Source organism: Bradyrhizobium betae (assembly GCF_004123905.1).
GTDB classification, from domain to species: Bacteria; Pseudomonadota; Alphaproteobacteria; order Rhizobiales; family Xanthobacteraceae; genus Bradyrhizobium; species Bradyrhizobium betae_A.
Genome location: NZ_MZXW01000024.1, coordinates 38,453 through 61,278, shown reverse-complemented (window position 1 = coordinate 61,278; position 22,826 = coordinate 38,453). Strand labels below are relative to the sequence as shown.

21 protein-coding genes are annotated in these 22,826 nt (G+C 65.2%); 13 read left to right on the top strand and 8 right to left on the bottom strand.

What is annotated here, in order from left to right; genetic code table 11:
* The first annotated feature begins 67 nt into the window (after nt 1-67).
* The 9 genes from B5V03_RS21900 (at nt 68) to B5V03_RS41570 (ending at nt 10,025) form a co-directional block, all read left to right on the top strand.
* Nucleotides 68-1,066 (top strand): Bug family tripartite tricarboxylate transporter substrate binding protein, encoded by a 999-nt coding sequence (locus B5V03_RS21900; protein WP_129272467.1) that lies wholly within the window; start codon nt 68-70, stop codon nt 1,064-1,066.
* A gap of 170 nt (nt 1,067-1,236) precedes the next feature.
* The gene (locus B5V03_RS21895) at nt 1,237-2,868 is read left to right on the top strand and encodes an NAD-dependent malic enzyme (protein WP_129272618.1); all 1,632 of its coding nucleotides are present in this window, start codon (nt 1,237-1,239) and stop codon (nt 2,866-2,868) included.
* Between the two features lie 233 nt (nt 2,869-3,101).
* Complete coding sequence (locus B5V03_RS21890; protein WP_129272466.1) at nt 3,102-3,494, top strand: BlaI/MecI/CopY family transcriptional regulator; 393 nt, start codon at nt 3,102-3,104, stop codon at nt 3,492-3,494.
* Complete coding sequence (locus B5V03_RS21885) at nt 3,491-6,010, top strand: M56 family metallopeptidase (RefSeq protein WP_129272465.1); 2,520 nt, start codon at nt 3,491-3,493, stop codon at nt 6,008-6,010. The genes B5V03_RS21890 and B5V03_RS21885 overlap by 4 nt, the downstream gene beginning before the upstream one ends.
* Before the next feature lie 172 nt (nt 6,011-6,182).
* Nucleotides 6,183-7,646 carry a DUF1800 domain-containing protein gene (locus B5V03_RS21880; protein ID WP_129272464.1) on the top strand — a complete coding sequence of 488 codons (1,464 nt, stop codon included), beginning with the start codon at nt 6,183-6,185 and terminating at the stop codon, nt 7,644-7,646.
* Between the two features lie 2 nt (nt 7,647-7,648).
* The gene (locus B5V03_RS21875; protein WP_129272463.1) at nt 7,649-8,899 is read left to right on the top strand and encodes a DUF1501 domain-containing protein; all 1,251 of its coding nucleotides are present in this window, start codon (nt 7,649-7,651) and stop codon (nt 8,897-8,899) included.
* Nucleotides 8,900-8,929: 30 nt separating this feature from the next.
* A complete protein-coding gene (locus B5V03_RS41575; protein ID WP_164988192.1) occupies nt 8,930-9,097 on the top strand; it encodes a hypothetical protein in 168 nt (55 codons plus the stop codon).
* A 153-nt stretch (nt 9,098-9,250) separates the two neighbouring features.
* A complete protein-coding gene (locus tag B5V03_RS21870; protein ID WP_129272462.1) occupies nt 9,251-9,769 on the top strand; it encodes a septal ring lytic transglycosylase RlpA family protein in 519 nt (172 codons plus the stop codon).
* Between the two features lie 103 nt (nt 9,770-9,872).
* Nucleotides 9,873-10,025 carry a hypothetical protein gene (locus tag B5V03_RS41570; RefSeq protein WP_164988191.1) on the top strand — a complete coding sequence of 51 codons (153 nt, stop codon included), beginning with the start codon at nt 9,873-9,875 and terminating at the stop codon, nt 10,023-10,025.
* Between the two features lie 258 nt (nt 10,026-10,283).
* Here the strand turns inward: B5V03_RS41570 and B5V03_RS41565 are convergent, their stop codons facing one another.
* The 3 genes from B5V03_RS41565 to B5V03_RS21855 all read right to left on the bottom strand — a co-directional run bounded on the left by B5V03_RS41565 (nt 10,284) and on the right by B5V03_RS21855 (nt 12,166).
* Nucleotides 10,284-10,589, bottom strand: a complete 306-nt coding sequence (locus tag B5V03_RS41565; protein WP_164988190.1) for a hypothetical protein — start codon at nt 10,587-10,589, stop codon at nt 10,284-10,286.
* 114 nt (nt 10,590-10,703) lie between these two features.
* The gene (locus B5V03_RS21860) at nt 10,704-10,976 is read right to left on the bottom strand and encodes a hypothetical protein (RefSeq protein WP_129272461.1); all 273 of its coding nucleotides are present in this window, start codon (nt 10,974-10,976) and stop codon (nt 10,704-10,706) included.
* A gap of 143 nt (nt 10,977-11,119) precedes the next feature.
* Nucleotides 11,120-12,166: a LysR substrate-binding domain-containing protein gene (locus B5V03_RS21855; RefSeq protein WP_245502290.1), complete on the bottom strand. Its 1,047-nt coding sequence runs from the start codon at nt 12,164-12,166 to the stop codon at nt 11,120-11,122.
* Here B5V03_RS21855 and B5V03_RS21850 point away from each other — a divergent pair.
* The gene (locus B5V03_RS21850) at nt 12,146-13,543 is read left to right on the top strand and encodes an MFS transporter (protein WP_129272460.1); all 1,398 of its coding nucleotides are present in this window, start codon (nt 12,146-12,148) and stop codon (nt 13,541-13,543) included. The genes B5V03_RS21855 and B5V03_RS21850 overlap by 21 nt on opposite strands.
* Nucleotides 13,544-13,642: 99 nt before the next feature.
* Here B5V03_RS21850 and B5V03_RS21845 read toward each other — a convergent pair whose 3' ends face one another.
* Nucleotides 13,643-16,330: a flavin-containing monooxygenase gene (locus B5V03_RS21845; RefSeq protein WP_129272459.1), complete on the bottom strand. Its 2,688-nt coding sequence runs from the start codon at nt 16,328-16,330 to the stop codon at nt 13,643-13,645.
* A 229-nt stretch (nt 16,331-16,559) separates the two neighbouring features.
* Here B5V03_RS21845 and B5V03_RS21840 point away from each other — a divergent pair, with 229 nt between their 5' ends.
* Both B5V03_RS21840 and B5V03_RS21835 read left to right on the top strand, forming a co-directional pair.
* The gene (locus tag B5V03_RS21840) at nt 16,560-16,769 is read left to right on the top strand and encodes a hypothetical protein (RefSeq protein ID WP_129272458.1); all 210 of its coding nucleotides are present in this window, start codon (nt 16,560-16,562) and stop codon (nt 16,767-16,769) included.
* Nucleotides 16,770-16,835: 66 nt separating this feature from the next.
* Nucleotides 16,836-18,296 (top strand): carboxylesterase/lipase family protein, encoded by a 1,461-nt coding sequence (locus B5V03_RS21835; RefSeq protein ID WP_129272457.1) that lies wholly within the window; start codon nt 16,836-16,838, stop codon nt 18,294-18,296.
* 21 nt (nt 18,297-18,317) lie between these two features.
* On the opposite strand, the gene B5V03_RS21830 is transcribed toward B5V03_RS21835, so the two are convergent.
* Nucleotides 18,318-18,497 carry a hypothetical protein gene (locus B5V03_RS21830; RefSeq protein WP_129272456.1) on the bottom strand — a complete coding sequence of 60 codons (180 nt, stop codon included), beginning with the start codon at nt 18,495-18,497 and terminating at the stop codon, nt 18,318-18,320.
* Nucleotides 18,498-18,657: 160 nt separating this feature from the next.
* Here B5V03_RS21830 and B5V03_RS21825 point away from each other — a divergent pair, with 160 nt between their 5' ends.
* A complete protein-coding gene (locus B5V03_RS21825) occupies nt 18,658-19,458 on the top strand; it encodes a DODA-type extradiol aromatic ring-opening family dioxygenase (protein WP_129272455.1) in 801 nt (266 codons plus the stop codon).
* 89 nt (nt 19,459-19,547) lie between these two features.
* Here B5V03_RS21825 and B5V03_RS21820 read toward each other — a convergent pair whose 3' ends face one another.
* From B5V03_RS21820 to glgC, 3 genes are read right to left on the bottom strand one after another with little or no spacing between them, the layout of a single operon-like run.
* Nucleotides 19,548-19,808: a SemiSWEET transporter gene (locus B5V03_RS21820; RefSeq protein WP_129272454.1), complete on the bottom strand. Its 261-nt coding sequence runs from the start codon at nt 19,806-19,808 to the stop codon at nt 19,548-19,550.
* A 30-nt stretch (nt 19,809-19,838) separates the two neighbouring features.
* Nucleotides 19,839-21,290: a glycogen synthase GlgA gene (glgA, locus tag B5V03_RS21815; RefSeq protein ID WP_129272453.1), complete on the bottom strand. Its 1,452-nt coding sequence runs from the start codon at nt 21,288-21,290 to the stop codon at nt 19,839-19,841.
* The gene (gene glgC, locus B5V03_RS21810) at nt 21,287-22,549 is read right to left on the bottom strand and encodes a glucose-1-phosphate adenylyltransferase (protein ID WP_129272452.1); all 1,263 of its coding nucleotides are present in this window, start codon (nt 22,547-22,549) and stop codon (nt 21,287-21,289) included. Before glgC ends, glgA begins: the two co-directional genes overlap by 4 nt.
* Nucleotides 22,550-22,826: the final 277 nt, after the last annotated feature.

Here is a 22,826-nt window from a genome sequence, read left to right as displayed (position 1 = left end):
CCGGCAGCGTTCACTCCGGTTCCAGCCCGCTGACAACACGCGGCGGCAAAAAGGGTGGGAGAGACTGATGCGGGGGCTGTGGGCCGGATTGCGCGGTCATCTGATTGTCGCATGCGCGTTGATTGGATGTGCGGCTTGGACTGCGCCGGGAAGCGCCCAGCCGTTTCCGTCCCGCCCCATTACTCTCGTGGTGCCGTTCGCGGCGGGCGGCCCGACTGACACGCTTGCGCGAATCCTGTCCGAGCGGATCGCAGCCGAATTGCACACGACAATCGTGGTCGAGAACGTGGCGGGCGCCTCCGGCAGCATTGCCGGTGCCCGCGTCGCACGCGCGACGCCTGACGGCACGACGATCACGATCGGCCATTGGGGCACCCATGTGCTCAACGGCGCGATCTTCAAGCTGCCCTATGACGTGATCGCCGATTTCGAGCCGGTCGCGACCATCGCAATGGGGACGCAACTGATCGTCGGCCGGAAGTCGCTCGAGGCCAACAATCTGAAAGAGATGATCGCCTGGCTGAAGTCCAATCCGGGCAAGGCCACAGCCGGGACGGCTGGCGCCGGCACCGGCGCCCATGTCGCCGGCGTCTTCTTCAAGGAGAAGACCGGCACCGACTTCCAGTTCGTGCCCTATCGCGGCGCAGGGCCCGCCATGATCGATCTCGTGGCCGGCCAGATCGACATCATGTTCGACCAGGCCTCGAACTCGCTGCCGCATTACAAGAACGGTGCGATCAAGGCGTTCGCCGTGACCTCGCCGACAAGGCTTGCATCCGCGCCTGACATTCCGACCGTCGACGAAGCGGGCTTGCCCGGCCTCTACATCTCCTACTGGCACGGCATCTGGGCACCGAAGAACACGCCGAAGGACATCGTCACAAAGCTGAATGCCGCGATCACAGCCGCGCTTGCCGATCCGTCGGTGAAGCAGCGCTTTGCCGAATTGGGGCAGGAGATTCCACCACCCGATCAGCAGACGCCCGCGGCGCTCGGCGCCTTCCAGAAGGTGGAGACTGAAAAGTGGTGGCCGATCGTGAAGGCCGCCGATATCAAGCCCGAGTAGCCTCGCAGCGTTAACCTTTTGTCGTGCGCACCGAAAACCTCGCTGCGGTGCGAGATCACAATCGATGCGCGGGGTGCTACGTCCTTGATCTCGGGGGAGTGGTGGCCGACAATGCCTGTGGTTCAATAAGAAACTCCTTGGGGGAATTCGTGAATAGACCTGCCCGGGTCGTGGCCCAGCCGACATCGTCCGATCATTCGCATGGCATGACGCTGCTGCGCGATCCCTTGCTCAACAAGGGCACCGCCTTCACCGAAGCGGAGCGCACCGCGCTCGGCCTGCGCGGCCTGTTGCCGCCTTGCGTGCTGACGATGGAGACGCAGGTCGAGCGCGTGCTCGTCAATCTGCGCACGCTACCGACCGACCTGGAAAAATTCGTCGCGTTGAACGCGCTGCATGACCGTAACGAGGCGCTGTTCTTCCGCGTCGTCGTCGACAATATCGACGAGATCCAGCCGATCATCTACACGCCGACCGTCGGGCTCGCCTGCCAGAAATACGGCCTGATCTACCAGCGGCCGCGCGGCATGTTCATCTCCTCGCGCGATCGCGGCCAGATCGCGGACATCCTGAAGAACTGGCCCAATCCCGCAAAGCTCATCGTCGTCACCGACGGCGAGCGCATTCTTGGCCTGGGCGATCTCGGCGCCAATGGCATGGGCATTCCGGTCGGAAAGCTCTCGCTCTATTCGGCATGCGCCGGCGTGCATCCCGAGCATTGCCTGCCTGTTGTGCTCGACGTCGGCACCAACAACGAGGAGCTTTTGAACGATCCCTATTATCTCGGCCTGCGCGAGCGGCGTCTCACGGGCGAGGCCTATGACAGCTTCGTCGACGAGTTCATGGTTGCCGCGCGAAAGACTTTTCCCGGCGTACTGATCCAGTTCGAGGACTTTGCCAATCACTCGGCATTCAAGCTGCTGCATAAATACCGCGACGAGGCCTGTGTCTTCAACGACGATATCCAGGGTACCGCGGCGGTGGCGCTCGCCGGCCTGTTCTCGGCGCTCCGCGTCAACGGCGGCAAATTGAAAGATCAGAGAATCCTGTTCCTCGGCGCAGGCGAGGCGGCGACCGGCATCGCCGATCTCGTGGTCTCCGCCATGATGGCTGAGGGCGCGTCGGAAGCCGAAGCACTCCGCCGCAATTGGCTGGTGGATTCCCGCGGCCTCGTCGTCGGCAGCCGCGACGGCCTTCACGGCCACAAGCTGCGCTATGCGCACAGGGATCAGGCGCCAATCTCGGACTTCCTCACCGCGATCAGGACGCTGAAGCCGACGGCGATCATCGGCGTCGCCGCGGTCGGCGGCGCCTTCACGCCCGAGGTGCTGAAGGCGATGGCCGAGCTCAACGAGCAGCCGATCGTGTTCGCACTGTCGAACCCGACCTCGAAGGCCGAATGTTCGGCCGAGGATGCCTACCGTTACACCGAGGGCCGCGCACTGTTCGCCTGCGGCAGTCCCTATGATCCCGTAAAACTCAACGGCCGCACTTTCGTGCCGCGCCAGGGCAACAACTCCTACATCTTCCCCGGCGTCGGCCTCGGCGTCATCGCCAGCCGTTCGCGGCTGGTGACGGACGAGATGTTCATGGCGGCAGCTCACACCCTGGCCGATTGCGTCGGCAAGGACGACCTCGCGCAGGGCAGCCTCTATCCGGCGCTCCCTCGCATTCGCGAGGTCTCGGCCCGCATCGCGGTTGCGGTGGCCGACGTCGCCTATCAGCGCGGGCTTGCCGACGGCCCGGCGCCCAACGACGTGAAGAGCCTGATCCAGTCGCAGATGTACGAGCCGAAGTACTGACTGCTCCCACACCGTCATGGCCGGGCTTGTCCCGGCCATCCACGTTTTGCCTAGCAGCACGAAGAACGTGGATGCCCGGGACAAGCCCGGGAATGACGACCTTTTGCGATAACCCGAGCCCGATTAGGTCAGTCTCAACCCGCCATTTCCGCTGGAATCGCCGTTGCGCGGCGCGGTCCTATATGCGACGATCCGTAGCGTTACAAGAAACTCAATCTGCAAGGTAAGCCGCCATGGACGATCGTTTGCCCGAACTGGGCGACCTCGAGCACGAGGTCATGCAATTGGTTTGGGCTCATGGTCCTGTCACGGCCGAAATCGTGCGCGAGCGGCTGTCGCGTCGTCTGAAGGAATCGACCGTCCGCACGGTGCTGCGCCGGCTCGAGGAAAAGGGTTATGCTCACCACACGGTGGACGGACGCACCTATGTCTACCATGCGGCCGAAGAGCGCTCACGGGTTGCGGCCAAGGCGGTGCAGCGCATCGTCGACTGGTTCTGCAACGGCTCGATGGAAGAAGTCCTTGTCGGCATGGTGGACAATGCGATGCTCGACCAGCAGCAATTGCGCACGCTGGCCGACCAGGTGGCCAAAGCGAAGAAGGCGAGGGGAGTGAAGAAAGAATGATCGCAACTCTGGCGGAGGCGGCGCTGCGCTCCCTTGTGCTGGGAGGCGTCGTCTGGTTCGGTCTCACCGTGTTTCGCGTGCGCAATCCGCACGTTCTCATGACGGCGTGGGTCGTTGTGCTGTTCGCGTCGCTGGCGATGCCCTTCGTGATGCATTGGCCGACGCTCACGATCACCCGGCTGCCGTTGCCCGTCTCCATGCCGGATGATTTTCTGCCGGCTGACATCTCGATGCTGGAGACATCGCAGCCAGCGCTGCCGATTCCGCCCGGCGCGGCCGTTGCGCCGCCGGTGAAAAGCGTCGTCTCGGTCAACTGGTGGCTGTTAGCCACGGTGGTCTATGCCGGTGTTGCCGGCCTGTTGCTGCTGCGGCTTGCGATCGGCCTCGGCCTGACCTGGCGCCTGGCGCGCGCGGCGAAGCCGATGAGGGGCCCGCAGATGATCGACGCCGACGTGCGGGTCAGCCGCGATGTCGGCGGCCCCGTCACTTTCGGCTCGACCATTCTGGTGCCGCCGCAATTTTTCGGCTGGGACGCCAAGAAGCGTCTCGCGGTGCTCGCGCATGAAGGCGCTCATGTCGCCAACCGCGATTTCTACATCCTCCTGCTCGCAGCGCTGAACCGCGCTGTGTTCTGGTTCAGCCCGTTCTCGTGGTGGCAGCTCGCGCGTCTTGCCGAGCTCGCCGAGATCATCAGCGATGCGCAGGCGATCGAGGTCATCGACGACCGGCTGTCCTACGCGGAAATCCTGCTCGATTTTGCCAGCAGCGTGAAGCCGCGCCCCGTCGAGCTCGCGATGGCGCGGGCCTCGACCGTGCGCGCACGCGTCGAGCGCATCATCGCGGCTGCCGCGATGCCCGTCGCGGTCGGCTGGCGCAAGCGGATGTGGATCGCGGCCGCGATCGTTCCGGTCGTGATCGTGTCCGCCGGCATGATCGCCTATCGCACGCCGGACCCCGCGCCTGGCGTCGCGGACCTTGGCGAGGTGCCGGCTCAGCATTACCGCCCGTTCGTCAATTTCTACGCCATGGGCCCGGCCTCGGTGTTCGCGATCTTCCGCGAGGGTGACGAGGTCTATGGCCAGCTCACCGGGCAGCGCAAATTGCGCCTGACGGTGGGCAGTGACGGTATCGCGTCCTACACGGCCTCGTCCGGCGAGATCACGTTCTCAGCCGATGCGGAGCGCCGCTCCGCCGGGCTGATGCTGCACATGAACGGCCGCGACATCCGCGCGGTGCGCGTGGCCGAGATGCCGACGTCGGCCGCCGATTCCGGATCGCTCGACCAGTATGTCGGCTGGTACCGGGTCGCGCCGAACCGCGTGCTCACCGTGCGCCGCGACGGGGATCGGCTTCAGGTGCAGGAGACCGTGCAGGGCCGGGCGGCGCTGCTCGCCGAGGGCGCCGACGTCTTCTCGATCCATGGTGACAATCTCCTGATCTTCCTGCGCGACGAGCAAGCCAGGGTCTCGCGCGTGCTGGTCCAGAACGCGATGTTCGGCGCCCGTCTCGCGCCGCGGATCGACGCGGCGCAGGCGCAGGCGATCGAGGCCGATTTCGCGCGCCGTGTCGCGGAAGTTCCGGATCGCTTCCGGGAGCAGGTCCCGATGATCGGCGGCAAGGAACTGATTCTGCGCGGGATCGAGGATATGCGCCGGGGCACGCCGAACTACGATCGCATGAGCGCGCCGCTGGCTGCCAAGATCCACCGCCAGCTCGATGATGCGCAGGCGACATTCGTGGCGCTCGGCGCGGTCGAGTCAATCTTCTTCCGCGGCGTCGGCCCCGGTGGCTACGACATCTATGGTGCCAAGTTCGAGAACGGCACGGCCGAATTCCGCCTGCTGCTCGAGCCCGACGGCAAGGCCGGCGACGTCCTGTTCCGGGCCGATGGCAATGACGAGCTCGGCGGCATCGTGCCTTGCGCCGATGAGGCGACTATGCGCGGCCGCGCCGGCACCTCGCCGATCCGGATCATGGTCTACAACGAGATGGGCGACGACATCCGCGTCTTCAATCTCGACGCCGACGGCAATCGCAAGGCCGAGAGCGTCGTCAGGCCCAACATGAGCTGGGCTGTCACGACCTCCGTGAACAATGCCTGGGTGATTGCCGACAAGTCAGGGCGGTGCCTTGAAGTGTTGGTGCCGGGCCGGCAGACCCGCTTCCACAATGTCGAGGCTATGAGCCTCGGTGCAAAGCCGGGACGCGCGGCACGCCGCGCCGTTCCGATCGCCAATGGCGAGGAGATGCTGCGCCGCTATATCGAGGGCGTCGGCAAGGGACAACCCGATTACGAGCACATGACGTCGGAAGTCGCCGACATCACGCGCCAGCAGCTTCCGTTCGACCAGGCGATCTTGGCGAAGCTTGGCGCGCTGCGCGCGATGTCATTCCGCGGCGTCACCGCGCTCGACAGCGACATTTACATCGCCCAGTTTGCCAACGGCTCGGCGGAATGGCGGATCGGTGTCAGGAACGGCACGATCACCAAGATCGCGCTCGGGCCCAACTTCTAGGATCGTTGCGGCCGCCCGTCCGTCGCACCGGACGGGCGGCTCGCGATACCGCACGGAGATGCCTCAATCTCCGCTTGCAGGGGCGGGCTCTGAGTGCTACGTTATGTAGCATTACGGTTCGTAGCCTAATCCGGCTTGGCGCCGGCAGGCTCGAGAGAGTTGGGCGTTCGCCATGAGCAATTCTGCAAAGGCCGAAGCTGTGCTGGCGCTTCATCGCTTCGGCATGGGGCCACGGCCGGGATCGATTGCCGCTGTCGGCACCGACCCGCGCGGTGCGCTGATCGCCGAACTCGACCGGCCGCTCACGCTGACCGCCGCCGCCGTCCTTCCCGCGAGTGCCAAGGCGTATCGTACTGTTGCCGACGCCAATGCGCGGCGTGCGGCGCGTGCGAAGCAGGCGCAGCAGCAGGCCAAGAAGCAGCAGATGGCTGCGGCGCCCGTCATGCCCGAAGATCAAACGCAAGGGCAAGGCCAGGCTCAAGGTCAGGACAAGGACGCCGCCGAGATGGCGGCCAAGCAGGCGGCCGAAGCCGTTCCCGATCCCGGGCGTCCGATCTATTTGCAGGAAGCCAAGCTACGCACGGAAGCAGCCCTTGCCGCCGACATCGGCTTTGCCGAGCGGCTGGTGTGGTTCTGGTCCAACCATTTCTGCATCTCGGCCAACAAGATCCAGAGCATGTCCGGCGCCTATGAGCGCGAAGCCGTTCGCGCCAATACGCTCGGCCGCTTCGTCGATCTTCTCTTGGCCGTCGAAGGCCATCCGGCGATGCTGTTCTATCTCGACAATCTGGAATCGATGGGCGCGAATTCGACCGCGGGAATCAATCGCAGCCGCGGCCTCAACGAGAACATCGCGCGCGAGATCATGGAGCTGCACACCCTCGGTGTGCGCACCGGCTACACCCAGGACGACGTGATCAGCTTCGCCAATGTGTTGACGGGATGGACGCTTGTTCCGCCCGGCGACAATCCCGAGCACGGCGGCGAATTCGTCTTCAATCCACGGCTACACGAACCCGGTGGGCAGACCGTGCTCGGCAAGCGCTACGAACAGGAGGACGCCGAGCAGGGCCGCGCCGTGCTGCGCGATCTCGCCGCGCATCCGGCCACCGCGACCCATGTCGCGACCAAGCTCGCACGGCATTTCGTGGCCGACGAGCCACCACCGGGGCTGGTCGAGCAGATGGCGAAGACCTTCCACGATGCCGAGGGCGATCTCAAGCAGGTCGCGATCACCATGGTGTCCTCGGACGATGCGTGGCGCGGGCCGCCGTCGAAACTGAAGCGTCCGAGCGAATGGGGCGTTGGCATGGTGCGCGCGACCGGGATCACGGTCGTCGACCCCGCGCGTTTCACAGCGGGCCAGCAGCTGCTCGGCGAGGGGCTTTGGCGGCCGTCGGCGCCCAAGGGCTATCCGGATGACGAGGCGAGCTGGATCGACGGCGTCGGCCGGCGGCTCGACATCGCCAACAATTTTGCCGAGCGCGTGGCGGCCACTGCTGATCCTCAAGCGATCATCGAGGACGTCTTCGCGTCCGAGATCGCACCCGAGGTGAAGCAGGCGGTCGGCCGCGCGGAGAGCCGGCAGCAGGCGCTCGCGCTGCTGTTCATGTCGGCGGATTTTCAGAGGAGGTGAGCATGGGCTTTGACAATCATCTGCCCACGCGGCGCGAACTTCTGGTCGGCTCCGGTGCGCTGCTCGCATGGAGCCAGATGCCGCGGATCGCGCGCGCCGAGGGACGCGATCCGCGGCTGCTCGTCGTCATCCTGCGCGGCGCGCTCGACGGCCTCGGTGCAGTCGCGCCGGTCGGCGACCCCGACTGGGTTTCGTTGCGCGGGGATCGCGCGCTGCTGTTGGACGGCAAGCCGCCGGCACTGCCGCTCGATTCTTTCTTCGCGCTCAACCCGGCGATGCCGAACCTGCACCGGCTCTACAGGAACGGCAAGGCCGCGATCGTCCACGCCGCCGCGACGCCCTATCGCGAGCGCTCGCATTTCGACGGCCAGGACGTGCTGGAGAGCGGGCTCGTCAAGCCCGGCATGACCAGCTCGGGATGGCTCAACCGCGCGCTGCTCGCGATGGAATCGGGCGGCCGTGTCGACCCGCGCGGCAGCCGCGCGCTCGGCATCGGCTCGGTGACGCCGCTGGTGGTGCGCGGCTCTGCGCCGGTCATGACATGGGTGCCGCAAAAGCTCTTGCCGGCGAGCCAGGACACGCAGAACCGCCTGCTCGATCTCTACCAGCACACCGATCCGAAGCTTGCGACCGTGCTCCAGGCCCGCATGAAGCTCGCCTCGCTCGACGGCGCGATGGGCACCGGCGATCCGATGTTGGACGATCCGACGCTGATGCCTCCGGGCATCGCGCGCGTGCGCGCTTACTTTGCCGAGGCGGCGGGCACCGCCGCGCGCTACCTCGCCAAGCCCGACGGGCCGCGCGTCGGCGCGATGGGTTTTGTCGGCTGGGACACGCACATCGCCGAAGGCGCGGCCTCAGGCCAGCTCTACAATCTGCTCGGCGCGCTCGACGGTGCGTTTGCCGCGATCGAAAGCAACATGAGCGAGGTGTGGCACGAGACGGTGGTCGCCGTCGTCACCGAGTTTGGCCGCACCGCGCGCATCAACGGCACGCAGGGCACCGACCACGGCACCGGCACGGTCGCGTTCCTGATCGGCGGCGGGCTCACCGGCGGCCGCGTGATCGCGGACTGGCCGGGCCTCAAGCCGGCGCAGCTGTTCGAGGATCGCGATCTCAAGCCAACCACAGATCTGCGCGCCGTGCTGAAGGGGCTGCTCAGGGATCATTTGCGCGTCGACGAGAAGATTCTGGCCGAGACGGTCTTCCCTGGCAGCGCCGACGTCAAACCGATGGGGGGCCTCGTCGGCTGACGGCGTGGCGCTCGCAACCGGATCGGGTTCATGATGTGCACACTGACACAACGAGAGCTCGACTTTCTCGCCAGCCTGAAAACCGGCTGGCGACGGCTCTATCGGCGTGAGCTGATACGGCTTCTGAGGGGTGAGGCCGAGCCTGGCGAGGATCAGCCGGGCCCGCGCCCGATCGCCTGGCGCGGCGTATCGGGCTGATCTGTTCGCGAGTCTGTCCCGATTCAGGACATCGACTGTGGTGGAATCGCCACAGCCGGCCCCGAAACGGCTGCGGCCCTAACCCCGCTTTCCTTCAGCCAAGGTTCTGCCCTGATTGCCCACCGAAACTTGGGGTTGTTCGGAGGGCGCATCATGTCTCGCTTTGCAAGTGCCGAAACTGCAGGGATCGCGCTGGCAAGCTCGAGCCGATTGCTGCTCGCTGTCATCGCTGCCGCCTCGCTCGCCGCGTGCGCGCAATCGCCGGTGGGTCGCCAGAAGGCCGATCTCGGCACCAACAGGCAGGCGGTGGTCGAGCGACCTCATCATCGGGTCGCGGCGCTGCATCCGCGGCCGATCAGCCGGGCGCGCATCCCCGCCGATGAGGCAAAGCAGACCGCCGCGCATGGTGTCGCCAGCTTCTACTCGGATACGGAGACCGCGAGCGGTGAGAGGTTCGACAAGAACGAATTGACCGCGGCCCATCCTTCGCTGCCGTTCGGCACAAAGCTGCGCGTTACTGATGTCTCCTCCGGCCGCTTCGTGACCGTCAGGGTCAACGATCGCGGGCCCTATGTTCGCGGGCGCGTGGTCGACATCTCGCCCTCCGCGGCCGAGGCGCTCGGCATGGTCGACAAGGGCGTCACCAATGTCAGGCTCGATGTCGTGCGATAGGCTGAATTCGTCGGCCTGAGACGTTGCCGCTTAACCGGCTGTTAGGCGCTTCTCGCGCACCATGGCTACCCAAACAATTCGGGGCTTTTGGGGAGACGGGCGCTTGAACACGATCCAGTATCTCGAAGATCAGGCTGCGCGTGCAGAGCGGCTCGCCAAACGGATCACGGATACGCTGACGATCGAAAAGCTCCTGACTTTTGCCGGCGAACGCCGCCGCGAGATCGAGGTTATCGCCGGCAGGCGGCGGGCATAACTCCCGTAAACCATGCACTGAACGCATTCGCCCTCGCTGCAAAGCGCGGAACTTCCTCTCGTCTCCTGCGTCATCTTCGCAGTGCATGAGGAGGACATCATGGGCTTTGGACGAGGTGCTTTGCTTTGGTTGCTTGGCGTGCCGCTGCCGATCGTTTTGCTGCTGGCATTGTTCTGGCATCATTGAGGTTGCCACACGAAAAGCGCCGCGGAAGCGGCGCTTTTTTGTTGCCTGCGATTGAGAGCAAACGACGTGCGATCAGGTGTGGCTCTCGACGAAGTCGCTGAGATAGTCCGGTAACGTCACGCCATCGATGTCGCAACGCGCCCGGATCTCGCCGGCGACATCGGTCGAGATATCCTTCGTCCAATGCTCGAGCGTGTTGAACGAGATGACCTTGATCGGATCGTTGAAGCAGCCGGCAACGAGCTCGCCGATCGTGGTTTCGAGATCGCTCCGCTCGATGCGGATTTCAGTCGCCTGGTCGCGGCGGTCGATCACCACGAACAGGGTCTGGTCTGCCCCATAGGGCACGACCGGGGATGGTACGCCAGCTTCAAGCATCTCAGACACTCACGCCTTGGCTTCCGATCCCCGTTAACGGGAAAATCCGGAAGAAGGTTCCTGTATTGGTGAGAAGCTTGTCGTGCGTTTGCAGAAGACGGAGTCTGCACGCAATCAGAGAAATTCTCTCAGCCGCGCCAGTTCGATGACGTGCTCGGGTGAGAGGATATCCGTCACCAGCGGCGGCTGGGCCACTGTGTGGATCTCATAGAGGTGCCGGGTTGCCGCCGGCTTGGCCATGAAAGCCGAGATGCACTCGTCGAGCGTCCCTTCGCTGATCTGGTAGGCCTCCCGGTCAGGCTGGCGCTGGTTCGCAAGCGACGGCCATTTATGTAGGGCCGCAAGCGCACCGAAATCGACTTTTGAATCTGCAACCAAATCCCCCATCGCCCTGCCTCACTCATACAAAAATGCCCCGGCACGTGGATCTGCGTGCCGGGGCCCGCACCTATCGCTGCATCTCAATGCCACGAGCCCCCTAACGCGCCGGCCGGGAATTTGTTCCCCGCCAATCCGCCACGGCGTCAGGCTCAACCGCCGGGAATTTTCGGAATCCGCAAGACCCAGTCGACGAACGCCTTCACGCGGCGATCCTGGGCCATTGCCGCGGGCCAGCGCACGAGCTGGGTCTTGTTCGAAGGCAAATCCCACGACTGCGGCAGCACGCGCACGAGCCTCCCGTCCTTGAGCGCATCCTGAACCAGCAGCGAGCGTGCGAGCACGATTCCGTTGCCCGCGAGGGCGGCGGCTATGGCGGTAGCTATTGTTGCAAAACGGATCTCCGCAGGTGGAGGGCGGCCGAGCCCCAATCGCTCGAACCAGGTCGTCCAGGACCACTCGGCCCCACTGTCTTCGCCCGCCCGGCCCTTGTGCAAGAGCGGCAAGGATTTCAGCCGCGTGACGTCGGCCAGTGGTCGCCGACCTGGCAGCAGGCGGGGGTGGCAGACGGGGTACACGTGCTCACGGAATAACAAGCGCTGGGTCGACGTTGCTCTCAAGCCTGCCGCCGGTTGCCACAGCACCGTGACGTCGAGATCTGCCGACCTCGCGGCTGCGTCACCCTGGAGAATGGCAAGCTCGACCGGTATGCCGGGATGCGCTTCCGCGAAATGGGGCAAACGGCGCACGAGCCAGTAGTCGGCCAGCGCTGCGCCGACGCCCACTTTCAAGGCGGGAGGCGGCGCGGCAGCGCGGCACAGCGCGCGCAAGTCGGCCATCCGCTCGAGCAAGCCGGCCAACTCGTTCGACAGGGCTATCCCGGCGGGTGTGGCGCTCAAGCCGCTTGGTTGTCGGATGAGCAGAGGCATGCCGACGAAGTCTTCGAGCTTGCGAAGGCGATGACTGACGGCGCTCTGTGTCAGCCCGAGCTCTGCCGAGGCGCGTGTGACACTCGCATGTCGCAGGGCGGCCTCGAACGCGATCAGGCCATCGAAAGGAGGAAATGAGCGCATTGCATCATCATGAATGAATTTCATGGCGATGTGAACAGCTCGCATTGGCGTGCAGCCCGCGCTGGCGTGCATATCGGCAGAAGACGCTTTCACGATTGGAAAACGATGGCCGGGATCGAACTCCATGCGCAGCCGCTGTGCTGTTGGCGCGACCTGCTGCCGGCGGCGGTGCTCGGCATGGCGGCCTTCTTGACGCAATTCGACGTGACGGCGGTCGTCGTCGCCATGCCGGCCATGGCGACCGAGCTCGGTTTCGGCGTCGCCGCCTATGCCTGGGTCATGGATGCCTACAGTCTGGCCTTTACCGGGGGACTGCTGGCCGCCGGTGCGCTTGCCGACAGGTATGGGCGACGACGTGCCCTGCTCGGCGGCAACATCGTGTTCCTGGTGGGCTCGGTCGCTTGCGGCTTTGCGACGGGAGGCCCGGGGCTGTGGGCAGCTCGTGCAGTTCAAGGGCTTGGTGCAGCGTTCGTCATCACCGGAGGCATCGCGCTGCTCGCGAGCACCTATACCCGGCCTGACGAGCGTGCCCGCGCATTCGCGCTGATGGGGGTGATCTCGGGGACAGCCATGGCTCTCGGGCCGACGCTCGGTGGGCTCGTCTCGACCTGGATCGGGTGGCGCTGGATTTTCCTGGCCAATATCCCACTTTGCCTGCTCGCTATTCTGGCCGTCCCGCGGCTGGTCGCGGAATCGCGCGGTCCTGCCGATCGTCCGCTGGATTGGAGCGGCGTCATTCTTCTCACGTTTGCTCTTGGTCTTGCGATCGAGAGCCTGTTGATGGGGCGTGCGGCACCGGTCCGGGTTGCGGTCGGTCTCGGGGCAAGTGTGTGTTTGCTCGCCATGTTCGCGATGCAGCAGCGGCGCCGGCCTGCGCCGATGTTCGACCCGGCTGTATTCGGCCGGCCGGTCATGATCGGAATTTCGTCGTTGCTGATTGCCCTCTCGATCGGATACTGGGCCGTCCTCGTCTACCTGCCGCCGTTCCTGGGCGCAGCGTTTGGCTGGACAGGCTCATCGGTCGGCTTCGCGTTGCTCTGCGCGACGTTGCCGATGCTTCTGCTGCCGCCCTATGGTGCCCGTTTGGCAAAACACTGGGGCTGGCGTCGGCTGTTCGCGACCGCGATGCTGGTGCTGCTGGCGGGCAATCTCACTTTGATGCTGGTCGCGAGTGGCTGGCTCCCGAACACGGGCGTACTTCTCGCCGCGGCGGCGACCGCGATGCTGTTGATAGGGCTTGGCGCGGTGCTTGCGCACCCGCAACTGTCGGGTGCTGTCGTCGCCTTGGTGCCTCCGGACCAGACCGGCATGGCTTCGGCAGTGACTGTGGTCATGCGCCAGGCCGGCTTCGCACTGGGCATCGCGACGCTCGGTGCGTCGCTGCCGTATGAGGCCACCGCTGCCGGCTACGCATGGCCCTGGCTTCTTGCGGCTGTTGCATCCGCAAGCGGCCTCATCGCGGCCTCGACGTTGTTGCCGGACCAGCCACAGCTGCTCAGCTGACAACGCCGGCCGGCTCAGCGCCGTCGCGCCCGACGCCCAATGAGCGTGGATATCGGGACCACACCAATCACCGGATCGGCCCGGCCGGTCCGCCGCCGCTCAGCTCGCGGCCGCTGCGATCCGGTGCCCCGGGCTGACATGACCGTGGCTGTGCGCGTCGTCGCGGCTGACCTCCGGCGGAAGCCCGGCGAAGCGCCGCAAGGCTTGCGCCATCTGCACCCGGCCCGGCGCGCCGGTGATGATCACGTCCACCATCGCAAAGGACGAGTGGAAATGGCCGCGCGCCTTGAGCTGCTCGACCGTCACGCCCGCGGCCGCCATCGCCTCGGCATAGGCAATGCCCTCGTCGCGCAGCGGATCGAACTCGCAGGTGACGACGAAGGCCGGCGGCAGGCCTGAGACCTTGCCGCGCAGCGGCGAGACGCGCGGATCGGTGCGGTCGGCCGGCGAGCAGTAGAGGTCCCAGAACCAGTACATCAGCGAGCGCGTCAGGAAGTAGCCGGTCGCGTTGTCGTTGTAGGAGGGACGATCGAATGTGCAGTCCGTCACCGGGCACACCAGCAACTGGCCGGCGATCTCCGGCCCGCCGCGGTCGCGCGCCAGCTGGCAGGTGACCGCGGCGATGTTGCCGCCGGCGCTCCAGCCGGCAACCAGCACCGGGCCCGGTCTGCCGCCGAGCTCGGTTGCATGCTCGGCGATCCAGCGCGTCGCCGCATAGCCGTCTTCGGCCGCGGTCGGGAAGCGATGCTCCGGCGCATGGCGATAGCCGACGCTGACGAACATCATGCCGGTCCGCCGCACCATGTCGCGGCAGAACGGCTCATCCGACTGCTCGTCGCCGAGCACCCAACCGCCGCCGTGGAAATAGACCACGACCGGATGCGGCCCCGGCGTTGCCGGCTTGTAGACGCGATAGGGCAGCGGACCGTCGGTGCCCGGCAGCGTGCCGTCGACAATGTCGCCGATCGGCCGTCCGGCAGGTCGGCCCTTGTTGAACTCGTCGACGAAGGCGCACGCGCCCTGCGCGCCCATCGACTCGATCGGCGGCAGGTTCAGCGATGCGAGAAAGTTCAGCACCAGCCGCACATCCGGCTGGAGCCGCACCACCTCACCGTCATTGCATTGCGCGGCGACGTCGGGGCCGGTGAGTTTGAAGCCGAGCATGCCGCGGCTGGTCACCTCGTCGCAGATGCTGCGATAGGGGCCGACGCCACCGGTATAGGGCATCAGGCCCTGCACCTTGCCGGGCACGTTGGCGCCCGTGTACCAGGTGTTGGCGAGCCGGTGCAGCGTCACCATCGAGCAGTCCGCCATGTGCCTGTTCCAGCCGGCCTGCGCCGTCTCGGTCGGCTCGATCGTGGTGAAGCCGGCGTCGCGTAGCGCGGCGAGGCGGTCAACGACCCAGTCGACATGCTGCTCGATCGACACCGCCATGTTCGACAGCACCGACGGGCTGCCGGGTCCGGTGATCATGAAGAAGTTCGGGAAGCCTTCGACTGTAAGCCCGAGATAGGTTTGCGGCCCCTGCGCCCAGACATCGGTGAGGGATTTTCCGCCGCGCCCGGTGATCGGGTGCACCGCGCGGATCGCGCCGGTCATGGCGTCGAAGCCGGTCGCGAACACGATGACGTCGACGTCTACGCTGCGTTTGGTTGTGGTGATACCGCTTGCGGTAATCGCCTTGATCGGCTCCTGGCGCAGATTGACCAGCGCAACGTTCGGCCGGTTGTAGGTCGCGTAGTAATTGGTATCGAGACAGGGACGCTTGGCGCCGAAAGGATGGTCGTGCGGCATCAGCGCCGCCGCTGTTTCCGGATCCTTGACGGCCGCGGCGATCTTCTCGCGGATCAGCTCGCAGATCAGCGCATTGCCATCGACATCCACGCCCTGGTCGGCCCAGAGCTGGGTCAGGATGTGGACGAGGTCGCCGGCGGCCCAGGCGCGTTCGAAGCGCTCGCGACGCTCGGCATCGCTCAACTGCCAGCTCACCACCGTCTGCTGCGGATACGGCACGCCCGTCATCGATTGGCGCGCCTGCTCGCGATAGGCAGCGCGGTCGCTTTCGAAGAAGGTCCTGCGATCCTCCGGCGCCGGACCGTTACCCGCGGGCAGCGCGAAGTTCGGCGTGCGCTGGAACACGGTCAGATGCGCGGCCTGCTCGGCGATCAGCGGGATCGACTGGATCGCCGACGATCCCGTGCCGATCACGGCGACGCGCTTTCCCGCGAGGTTGACGCCGTCATGCGGCCAGCGGCCGGTGAAATAGACCTTGCCCTCAAATTCCTTGACGCCGTCGATCTCCGGCGGCTTTGGCGCGGAGAGGCATCCGGTCGCCATGATGTAATGGCGGCAGGAGACCCGCGCACCGTTGTCGGTGGTGAGCTGCCAGCGTTCGGCTTTCTCGTCCCATCTGGCTTCGGTGACCCTGGTCTTGAAGCGGATGTCGCGGCGCAGATCGTAGCGGTCGGCGACGAAGCCGAGATAGCGCAGGATCTCGGGTTGGGTCGCGTATTTCTCCGACCAGGTCCAGGCCGTCTCGAGTTCCGGATCGAAGGTGTAGCTGTAATCGATGGTCTGGATATCGCAGCGCGCGCCGGCATAGCGGTTCCAGTACCAGGTGCCGCCGACATCGCGAGCCTCTTCGAGGCCGACGGCCGAGAGGCCTGCCTTGCGCAGGCGATGGAGAAGATAAAGGCCGGCAAATCCGGCGCCGACCACGGCGACGTCGACCTGTTGGGTTCCACCCGCCGCGTTGGACTCACGTGCGGCAACCATTGCGTCCGGCATGGCATTCCTCCCGTGTATTTGTTTGTTTGCCGGCAGGCTAACGCTGCAGGCTCGGCTTGTCACCAGAACAAGTGCAATCTTCGGTAGTCGTTTGCGGGGTCGTCGCGATCGCGCGAAGGTTGTGGCGGCACACGCACCGCGATGCACAATCGCCGGGATAGTCCGGGCTAATCAGACCACATCCGTCTGTGTATGCTTGCGGCTACAAGCCACGCGTGCCCAGGGCGTCATGACAGAGTTGAGTGAGCGAACCAAAGCCAACATGGACGTCGTCCTTGAGGAGACGTGCCGCCAACTGCCGCACGGCGGCGATCACGACAGCCGCAGGTTCATCGCCGAGCGCCTGATCGAAGCGGCGCGGGCCGGACACTCCACGCTCGGTGAGCTCGGCATCATCGCAAGGCGGGCGCTGGCGGAGATCATCGCCAAGGGCAACTAGCTTGCCTCGTTGCGGGCCGCGGACGTAACCTGCCGGGAACCTCTCCGCGCATCGAGCTCCCCAGAGATGCGGTCCCTGCTTGCGCTCATTGCGGCTTCCGTTGTCCTTTGCCTCGCCGGCCCGGCCATCGCCCAGCCGGTCGGGCAGTTCCCGTTTGCGCTGACGCGTGAAGGCCAGATGCTTGGCGCCGTCGAAGGCGAGGTGGCGTTCTTCAAGGGGCTTGCTTACGCAGCCCCGCCGGTCGGCGAGCTGCGCTGGCGCCCGCCGCAGGCAACGGCCGAGAGTTCCGAGATGCGAACGGCCTATGATTACGGCGCGCCTTGTCTCCAGCCGTCGCTGGCGGACGCGAGCGAGGATTGCCTGACACTGAACGTGTTCCGCCCCTTCGGGGTCGACGGCCCGCTGCCGGTGATGGTGTTCATCCACGACGGCGCTTTCGTCAGCGGTACCGCGAACGACCCGCTGTTCGACGGCGCCAGGCTGGCGCAGGCCGGCCTCATCGTCGTGACCGTGAATTATCGCCTCGGCGCCCTCGGCTGGCTCAGCCATCCCGCGCTGTCGGAAGGCGGCTCCGGAAATTACGGGCTGATGGACCAGATCGCGGCGCTGCATTGGGTCCACGACAATATCGCGGCGTTCGGCGGCGATCCCAATAACGTCACCCTGTTCGGCAGCGGCGCGGGTGCGACGTCGATCGCGCTGTTGATGCTGTGCGACGAGGCGCGCGGTCTGTTCCAGAAAGCCATTTTGCAATCGGTGCCCGGCCGCGTCCACTTGCGCTCGCGGCAAGAGGCCGAGGCTGCGGGCCTGCAATTTGTGACTGAACTCGGACGTCCCGCAGATTTGCGCGCAGCCGTGCCGAGACGTCTGTTGGCTGCCGAACAGAAGCTGCTCGCGACATCACCGCACGGTTTTGCGCCGGCGATCGATCGGGTTCATGTGACGGAAGATATCGCGACAGGCTTTGCGGCCGGACATGAAAGCCGGATTGCGCTGATCATCGGCTGCAACGATGACGAAACGGATTTCGACAGCGAACCCGACATCGCGAAGGAGCTCGCGTCGTCCGGCATCGCGATCGATGAATTGCGCAAGCTCTATCCTGATGTCACGAAAGCTTCGGACCTGATGGCAAGGTTCTATACCGACAAGGTCTTCTCCGAACCGGTGAGGCTGCTCGCGCGGCTGCATACTGCGAGCGGCGCGCCGGTCTTCCGCTATCGCTTCGCCTATGTGCCCGAGGCGCGGCGCGCAAATCCGGAAGGCGGTCACGGGCGGGAATTGCAATTCATCTTCGGCGTGGAAGGCGTACCCGGCGCGGGCATCTTTTCACGGCACGACCGCGAGGTCGCGAACCGCATGCGCGCCTACTGGATCAATTTTGCAAAGAGCGGTGATCCCAACGGCCCGGATCTGCCGCATTGGGATGCGACCGCAGGCGGCGATCGCCTGCTGCTGATCGCGAACGAGCGCATCGCGAGCGGCGACGATCCCTTTGCGGAGCATCTCGACCGGCTCGCGCGCTAGCGCGACGATAAGGAGTTGGATCTAGGCCGCGAGCTCGACGCGTGGGGCCGGCGTCAGCCGGTGTTCCTCGAGGTGGTCCATCGCGCCATCCTTCTCGACGGCGTAGAACTGCTGGCCTTCCTTCGACCGGTAGGCGGCGCGAACGACGCCGCGGCGGCCCTTGTCACTGTTGACGACGTCCCCCAGCGCAAACTTCTTCATCTCACGTCTCGCATGTCTTCAGGCCGACTCCTTCGGCCACGGCTGCGATTGTGGGCGGCAAATCGTTAACGACTTGCTAACCATACGACTTTGCCTATGCTCGCCGCCGATCGCGCGGACAGCTACACGCGCATGTTGCCTTTGAGATGAGCCTTCGCCCATGACGCGATTTCCGACCCTGTTCCTGTCGCATGGCGGCGGCCCCTGGCCGTTCATGGAGGACCGGCGGGTGCAATATGCCAAAACCGCCGCGGAGTTCGGCCGGCTGCCGCAGCTTCTGCCCGAAAGACCGAAGGCCGTGCTCGTCATATCAGGACATTGGGAGGCCGACGCCTTCACCGTGTCCACATCGGCGCATCCGCCGATGGTGTACGATTATTACGGTTTCCCCGAGCATACCTATCACCTGAAATATCCGGCGCCGGGCCAGCCTGAGCTCGCCGCGGAGGTGAGGGCGCTGCTCAAGCACGCGGGCCTCGATTGCCGGGAGGATCCCAATCAGGGTTTTGATCACGGCACCTTCGTGCCGCTCGGCCTGATGTATCCGAACGCGGACATGCCGATCGTGCTGCTGTCGCTGAAGTCGACTTACGATGCGGCCGAGCACATCAAGGTCGGGCAGGCGATCGCCTCGTTGCGGGACGAAGGCATTTTGATCGTCGGCAGCGGGCTGACCTATCACAACATGCGCGGCTTCGGGCGTGCGGAGTCCAAGCCGGTTTCCTATGATTTCGAGGCCTATCTGAACGAGGCGATCGGCAATCCGGATCCTGCGCGCCGCAACGCGATGCTGGTCGACTGGGAGAGCGCGCCGAGCGCCCGCCTTGCGCATCCGCGTGAGGACCATCTGCTGCCGCTGATGGTCGCGGCTGGTGCCGCTGGTCGTGATGTGGGCAAGCGCGTTTTCGTCGACGAGGTCGCGAACGTCGCGATGGCGTCGTATGTGTTTGGTGAATCGTAGGGTGGATTAGCGAAGCGTAATCCACCCCTTTCATTGCGGCTCGATGGTGGATTACGCCTTCGGCTAATCCACCCTACGCAGCGACAACCTCACCCGTATTTCAGCTTCATCACCAGAATGCCGCCGGCGAGCAGCATGGTGACGGCGTTCGAGGCGATCAGTGGCGCGTCGCCCGAGAGCAGGCCGTAGACGAGCCAGAGCGCCAGGCCCAGCACCATGATCAGGAACATGCCGAGCGAGATGTCGCGCGCCGAGCGGGTCTTCCAGACCTTGATGACCTGCGGCGCGTAGGCGACGGTGGTGCAGGTGGCGGCGGCAAAGCCGATCAGCTTGATTGCGAGGGGGTCCATGCCGGCTCTATAGCATGGATTCGACGATGGTCACGCCGGGCGGCGCGCCGCCATGAGATTGCGGTAGAGCGTAGCATAGTCGCCGGCGCGGTTGCGCCAGGAGACGTCCGTGGCAAGGCCATTCAGTTGCAGCCGCCGCCAAGCCGATTTGTTATGGAAGGTGGTGTTGGCCTTGCGCAGCGTCCAGGCGAGCGCATCCGCGGAGACCGGACCGAACTTGAAACCGGTGGCGTCGCGGTCGGCCTCGCCGATATCGACAATGGTATCTTCCAGCCCGCCGACGCGGGAGACGATCGGGACAGCGCCATAGCGCAGTGCGCAGAGTTGGGTGAGGCCGCACGGCTCGAACCGCGACGGCACGATCAGCGCGTCCGAGCCGGCCTGGATCAGATGTGCCAGGATCTCGTCGTAGCCGATCAGGACCCCGATGCGGCCGGGATTCGCGCGGGCCGCGGCCTGATAGCGATCCTGGAGATCGCGATCGCCGCTGCCGAGCAGTGCGAGCTGCATGCCTTGCTCGAGGATCATCGGGATCGTCTCCAGCAGGAGATCGAGACCCTTCTGCCAGGACAGGCGGCTGATGACGCCGAGCAGCGGGGCTTCGTCGGAGGAGTCGAGATTAAACTGCTGCTGAAGCACCGCCTTGTTCGCGGCCCGAAACGTCAGTTCGTCCGCGCCGAAGCGATAGGCGATGTGCGGGTCCGTTTGCGGATTCCAGACCTCGATGTCGATGCCGTTGAGGATGCCGCTCAATGCGTCGGCGCGCGCGCGCAGCAAGCCGCCGAACCCCATGCCGCCTTCATCGGTCTGGATCTCCTGCGCGTAGGTCGGTGACACCGTCGTGATGCGATCAGCGAATTGCAGGCCTGCCTTCAGGAAACTGATCCCGCCAAAATATTCGAGATCGTTGACGTTGAACGAGTGCCAGGGCAGCCCGATCGATCCGACCAGCTCGGATGCGAACTTGCCCTGATAGGCCATGTTGTGAATGGTCATCACGGTGCCCGGCCGCGCCCCGCCGTCATAGTGCAGATAGGCTGGCGCGAGCCCTGCCTGCCAGTCATGGGCGTGCACGACGTCAGGCACGAAGGCCGGAACGAGGCCGTGGCCGATGTCGGCGGCGACGCGCGATAGCGCAGCGAAGCGCACGCCATTGTCCGGCCAGTCGAGGCCCTCAGGCGTGACATAGGGGTTGCCCGGTCGTGCATAGAGATGCGGCACGTCGAGCACGAACAGATCGAGGCCCTCATGGGAGCCTGCGAGCAGCCGCCCGGGGCCGCCGAAATAATCCGGCCAGTGCCGGATTTCTTCTGCTCCGGAAACCCGCCGCATCACGTCGGGATAACCCGGCATCAGCGTGCGCATCTCGACGCCGTGCGCCTTCAGCGCGCTCGGCAGCGCGCCGGCGACATCCGCGAGGCCGCCGGTCTTGACGATGGGATAGACTTCAGAGGCGACCGCGAGGACGCGAACAGGCATCATGTATTGAGCCTGTCGATCATCGGTTGGGTGATGAGGGAGATGCCCTGCTCGGTGGTGCGGAAGCGTTTGGCATCGAGCTCGGGATCTTCGCCCACGACGAGGCCCTCGGGGATCTCGATGCCGCGGTCGATCACGACGTTCTTCAGCCGTGCGCCGCGGCCGACAGTCACGTAGGGCATGATCACCGCGTTCTCGACATTGGCGTAGGAGTTGATGCGCACGCCGGTGAACAGCAACGAGCGGCGCAGCGAGGCGCCGGAGATGATGCAGCCGCCCGAGACCAGCGAACTCACCGCCTGGCCGCGCCGGCTCTCCTCGTCATGGACGAATTTCGCAGGCGGCGTGATTTCGGCGTAAGACCAGATCGGCCAGGCGCGGTCGAACAGATCGAGCTCCGGCACCACGTCGGTGAGGTCGATATTGGCAGCCCAATAGGCGTCGACCGTGCCGACATCGCGCCAATAGGCGCGCGGATCGCTGCCGGAGCGCACGCACGAGGTCGAATACTGGTGTGCCATCGCCCGGCCGTTCTTGACGAGGTAGGGGATAATGTCTTTGCCGAAATCGTGGTTGGAGTTCGGGTCCTCCGCGTCGCGTTTGAGCTGGTCGAACAGGAAGTTCGCGTTGAACACGTAGATGCCCATGCTGGCGAGCGAGACGTCGGGCTTGCCGGGCATCGGCGGCGGATCCTTCGGCTTCTCCAGGAACTCCTGGATCCAACCGTTCTCGTCGATATGCATGATGCCGAAGCCGGACGATTCCTGGCGCGGCATTTCGAGGCAGCCGACGGTGACGTCGGCGCCGCTGTCGACGTGCTGGCGCAGCATCACCTCGTAGTCCATTTTATAGATATGGTCGCCGGCGAGCACGACGATGAAGCGGCAGGCATGGGACTCGATGATGTCGATGTTCTGGTAGATCGCATCCGCCGTGCCGACATACCACATGTTCTCCGACACGCGCTGGCTGGCGGGCAGGATGTCAAAGCTCTCGTTGCGCTCGGGGCGGAAGAAGTTCCAGCCCATCTGGAGATGCCGGATCAGGCTGTGCGCCTTGTACTGGGTGGCGACCGCGATGCGGCGAATGCCCGAATTCACCGCGTTCGAGAGCGCGAAATCGATGATGCGGGACTTTCCGCCGAAATACACGGCGGGCTTGGCGCGCCGGTCGGTCAGCTCCAGGAGCCGGCTGCCGCGTCCGCCGGCCAGGACGAACGCCAGCGCCTGACGGGCAAGCGGCTCGGGTCTCGCGGCACTCATGTCTTCCTCCCACAAACGTGGCGCTTCGCGAGAAGCCTCCCGGCCCGCGCACATTGGAACCGATAGTAATGGCACGAATAGTAAATCAGGAAGGTGGTTGTTGGTTGCGAATGCACGGGAAGCTTAATGCTTTGCCGGGGGGACCGGGCCTCAGCCACCGTCGTGCCGGTGTCACATGCGGAGGGGCCGTCGAGCCCCGTCGCAAACCGGCTGGTCAGAATGGAGGCATGCGTCTTGTGCGGTGCACGCAAAGTCGAGGCCGAATTCGAGACTTTGA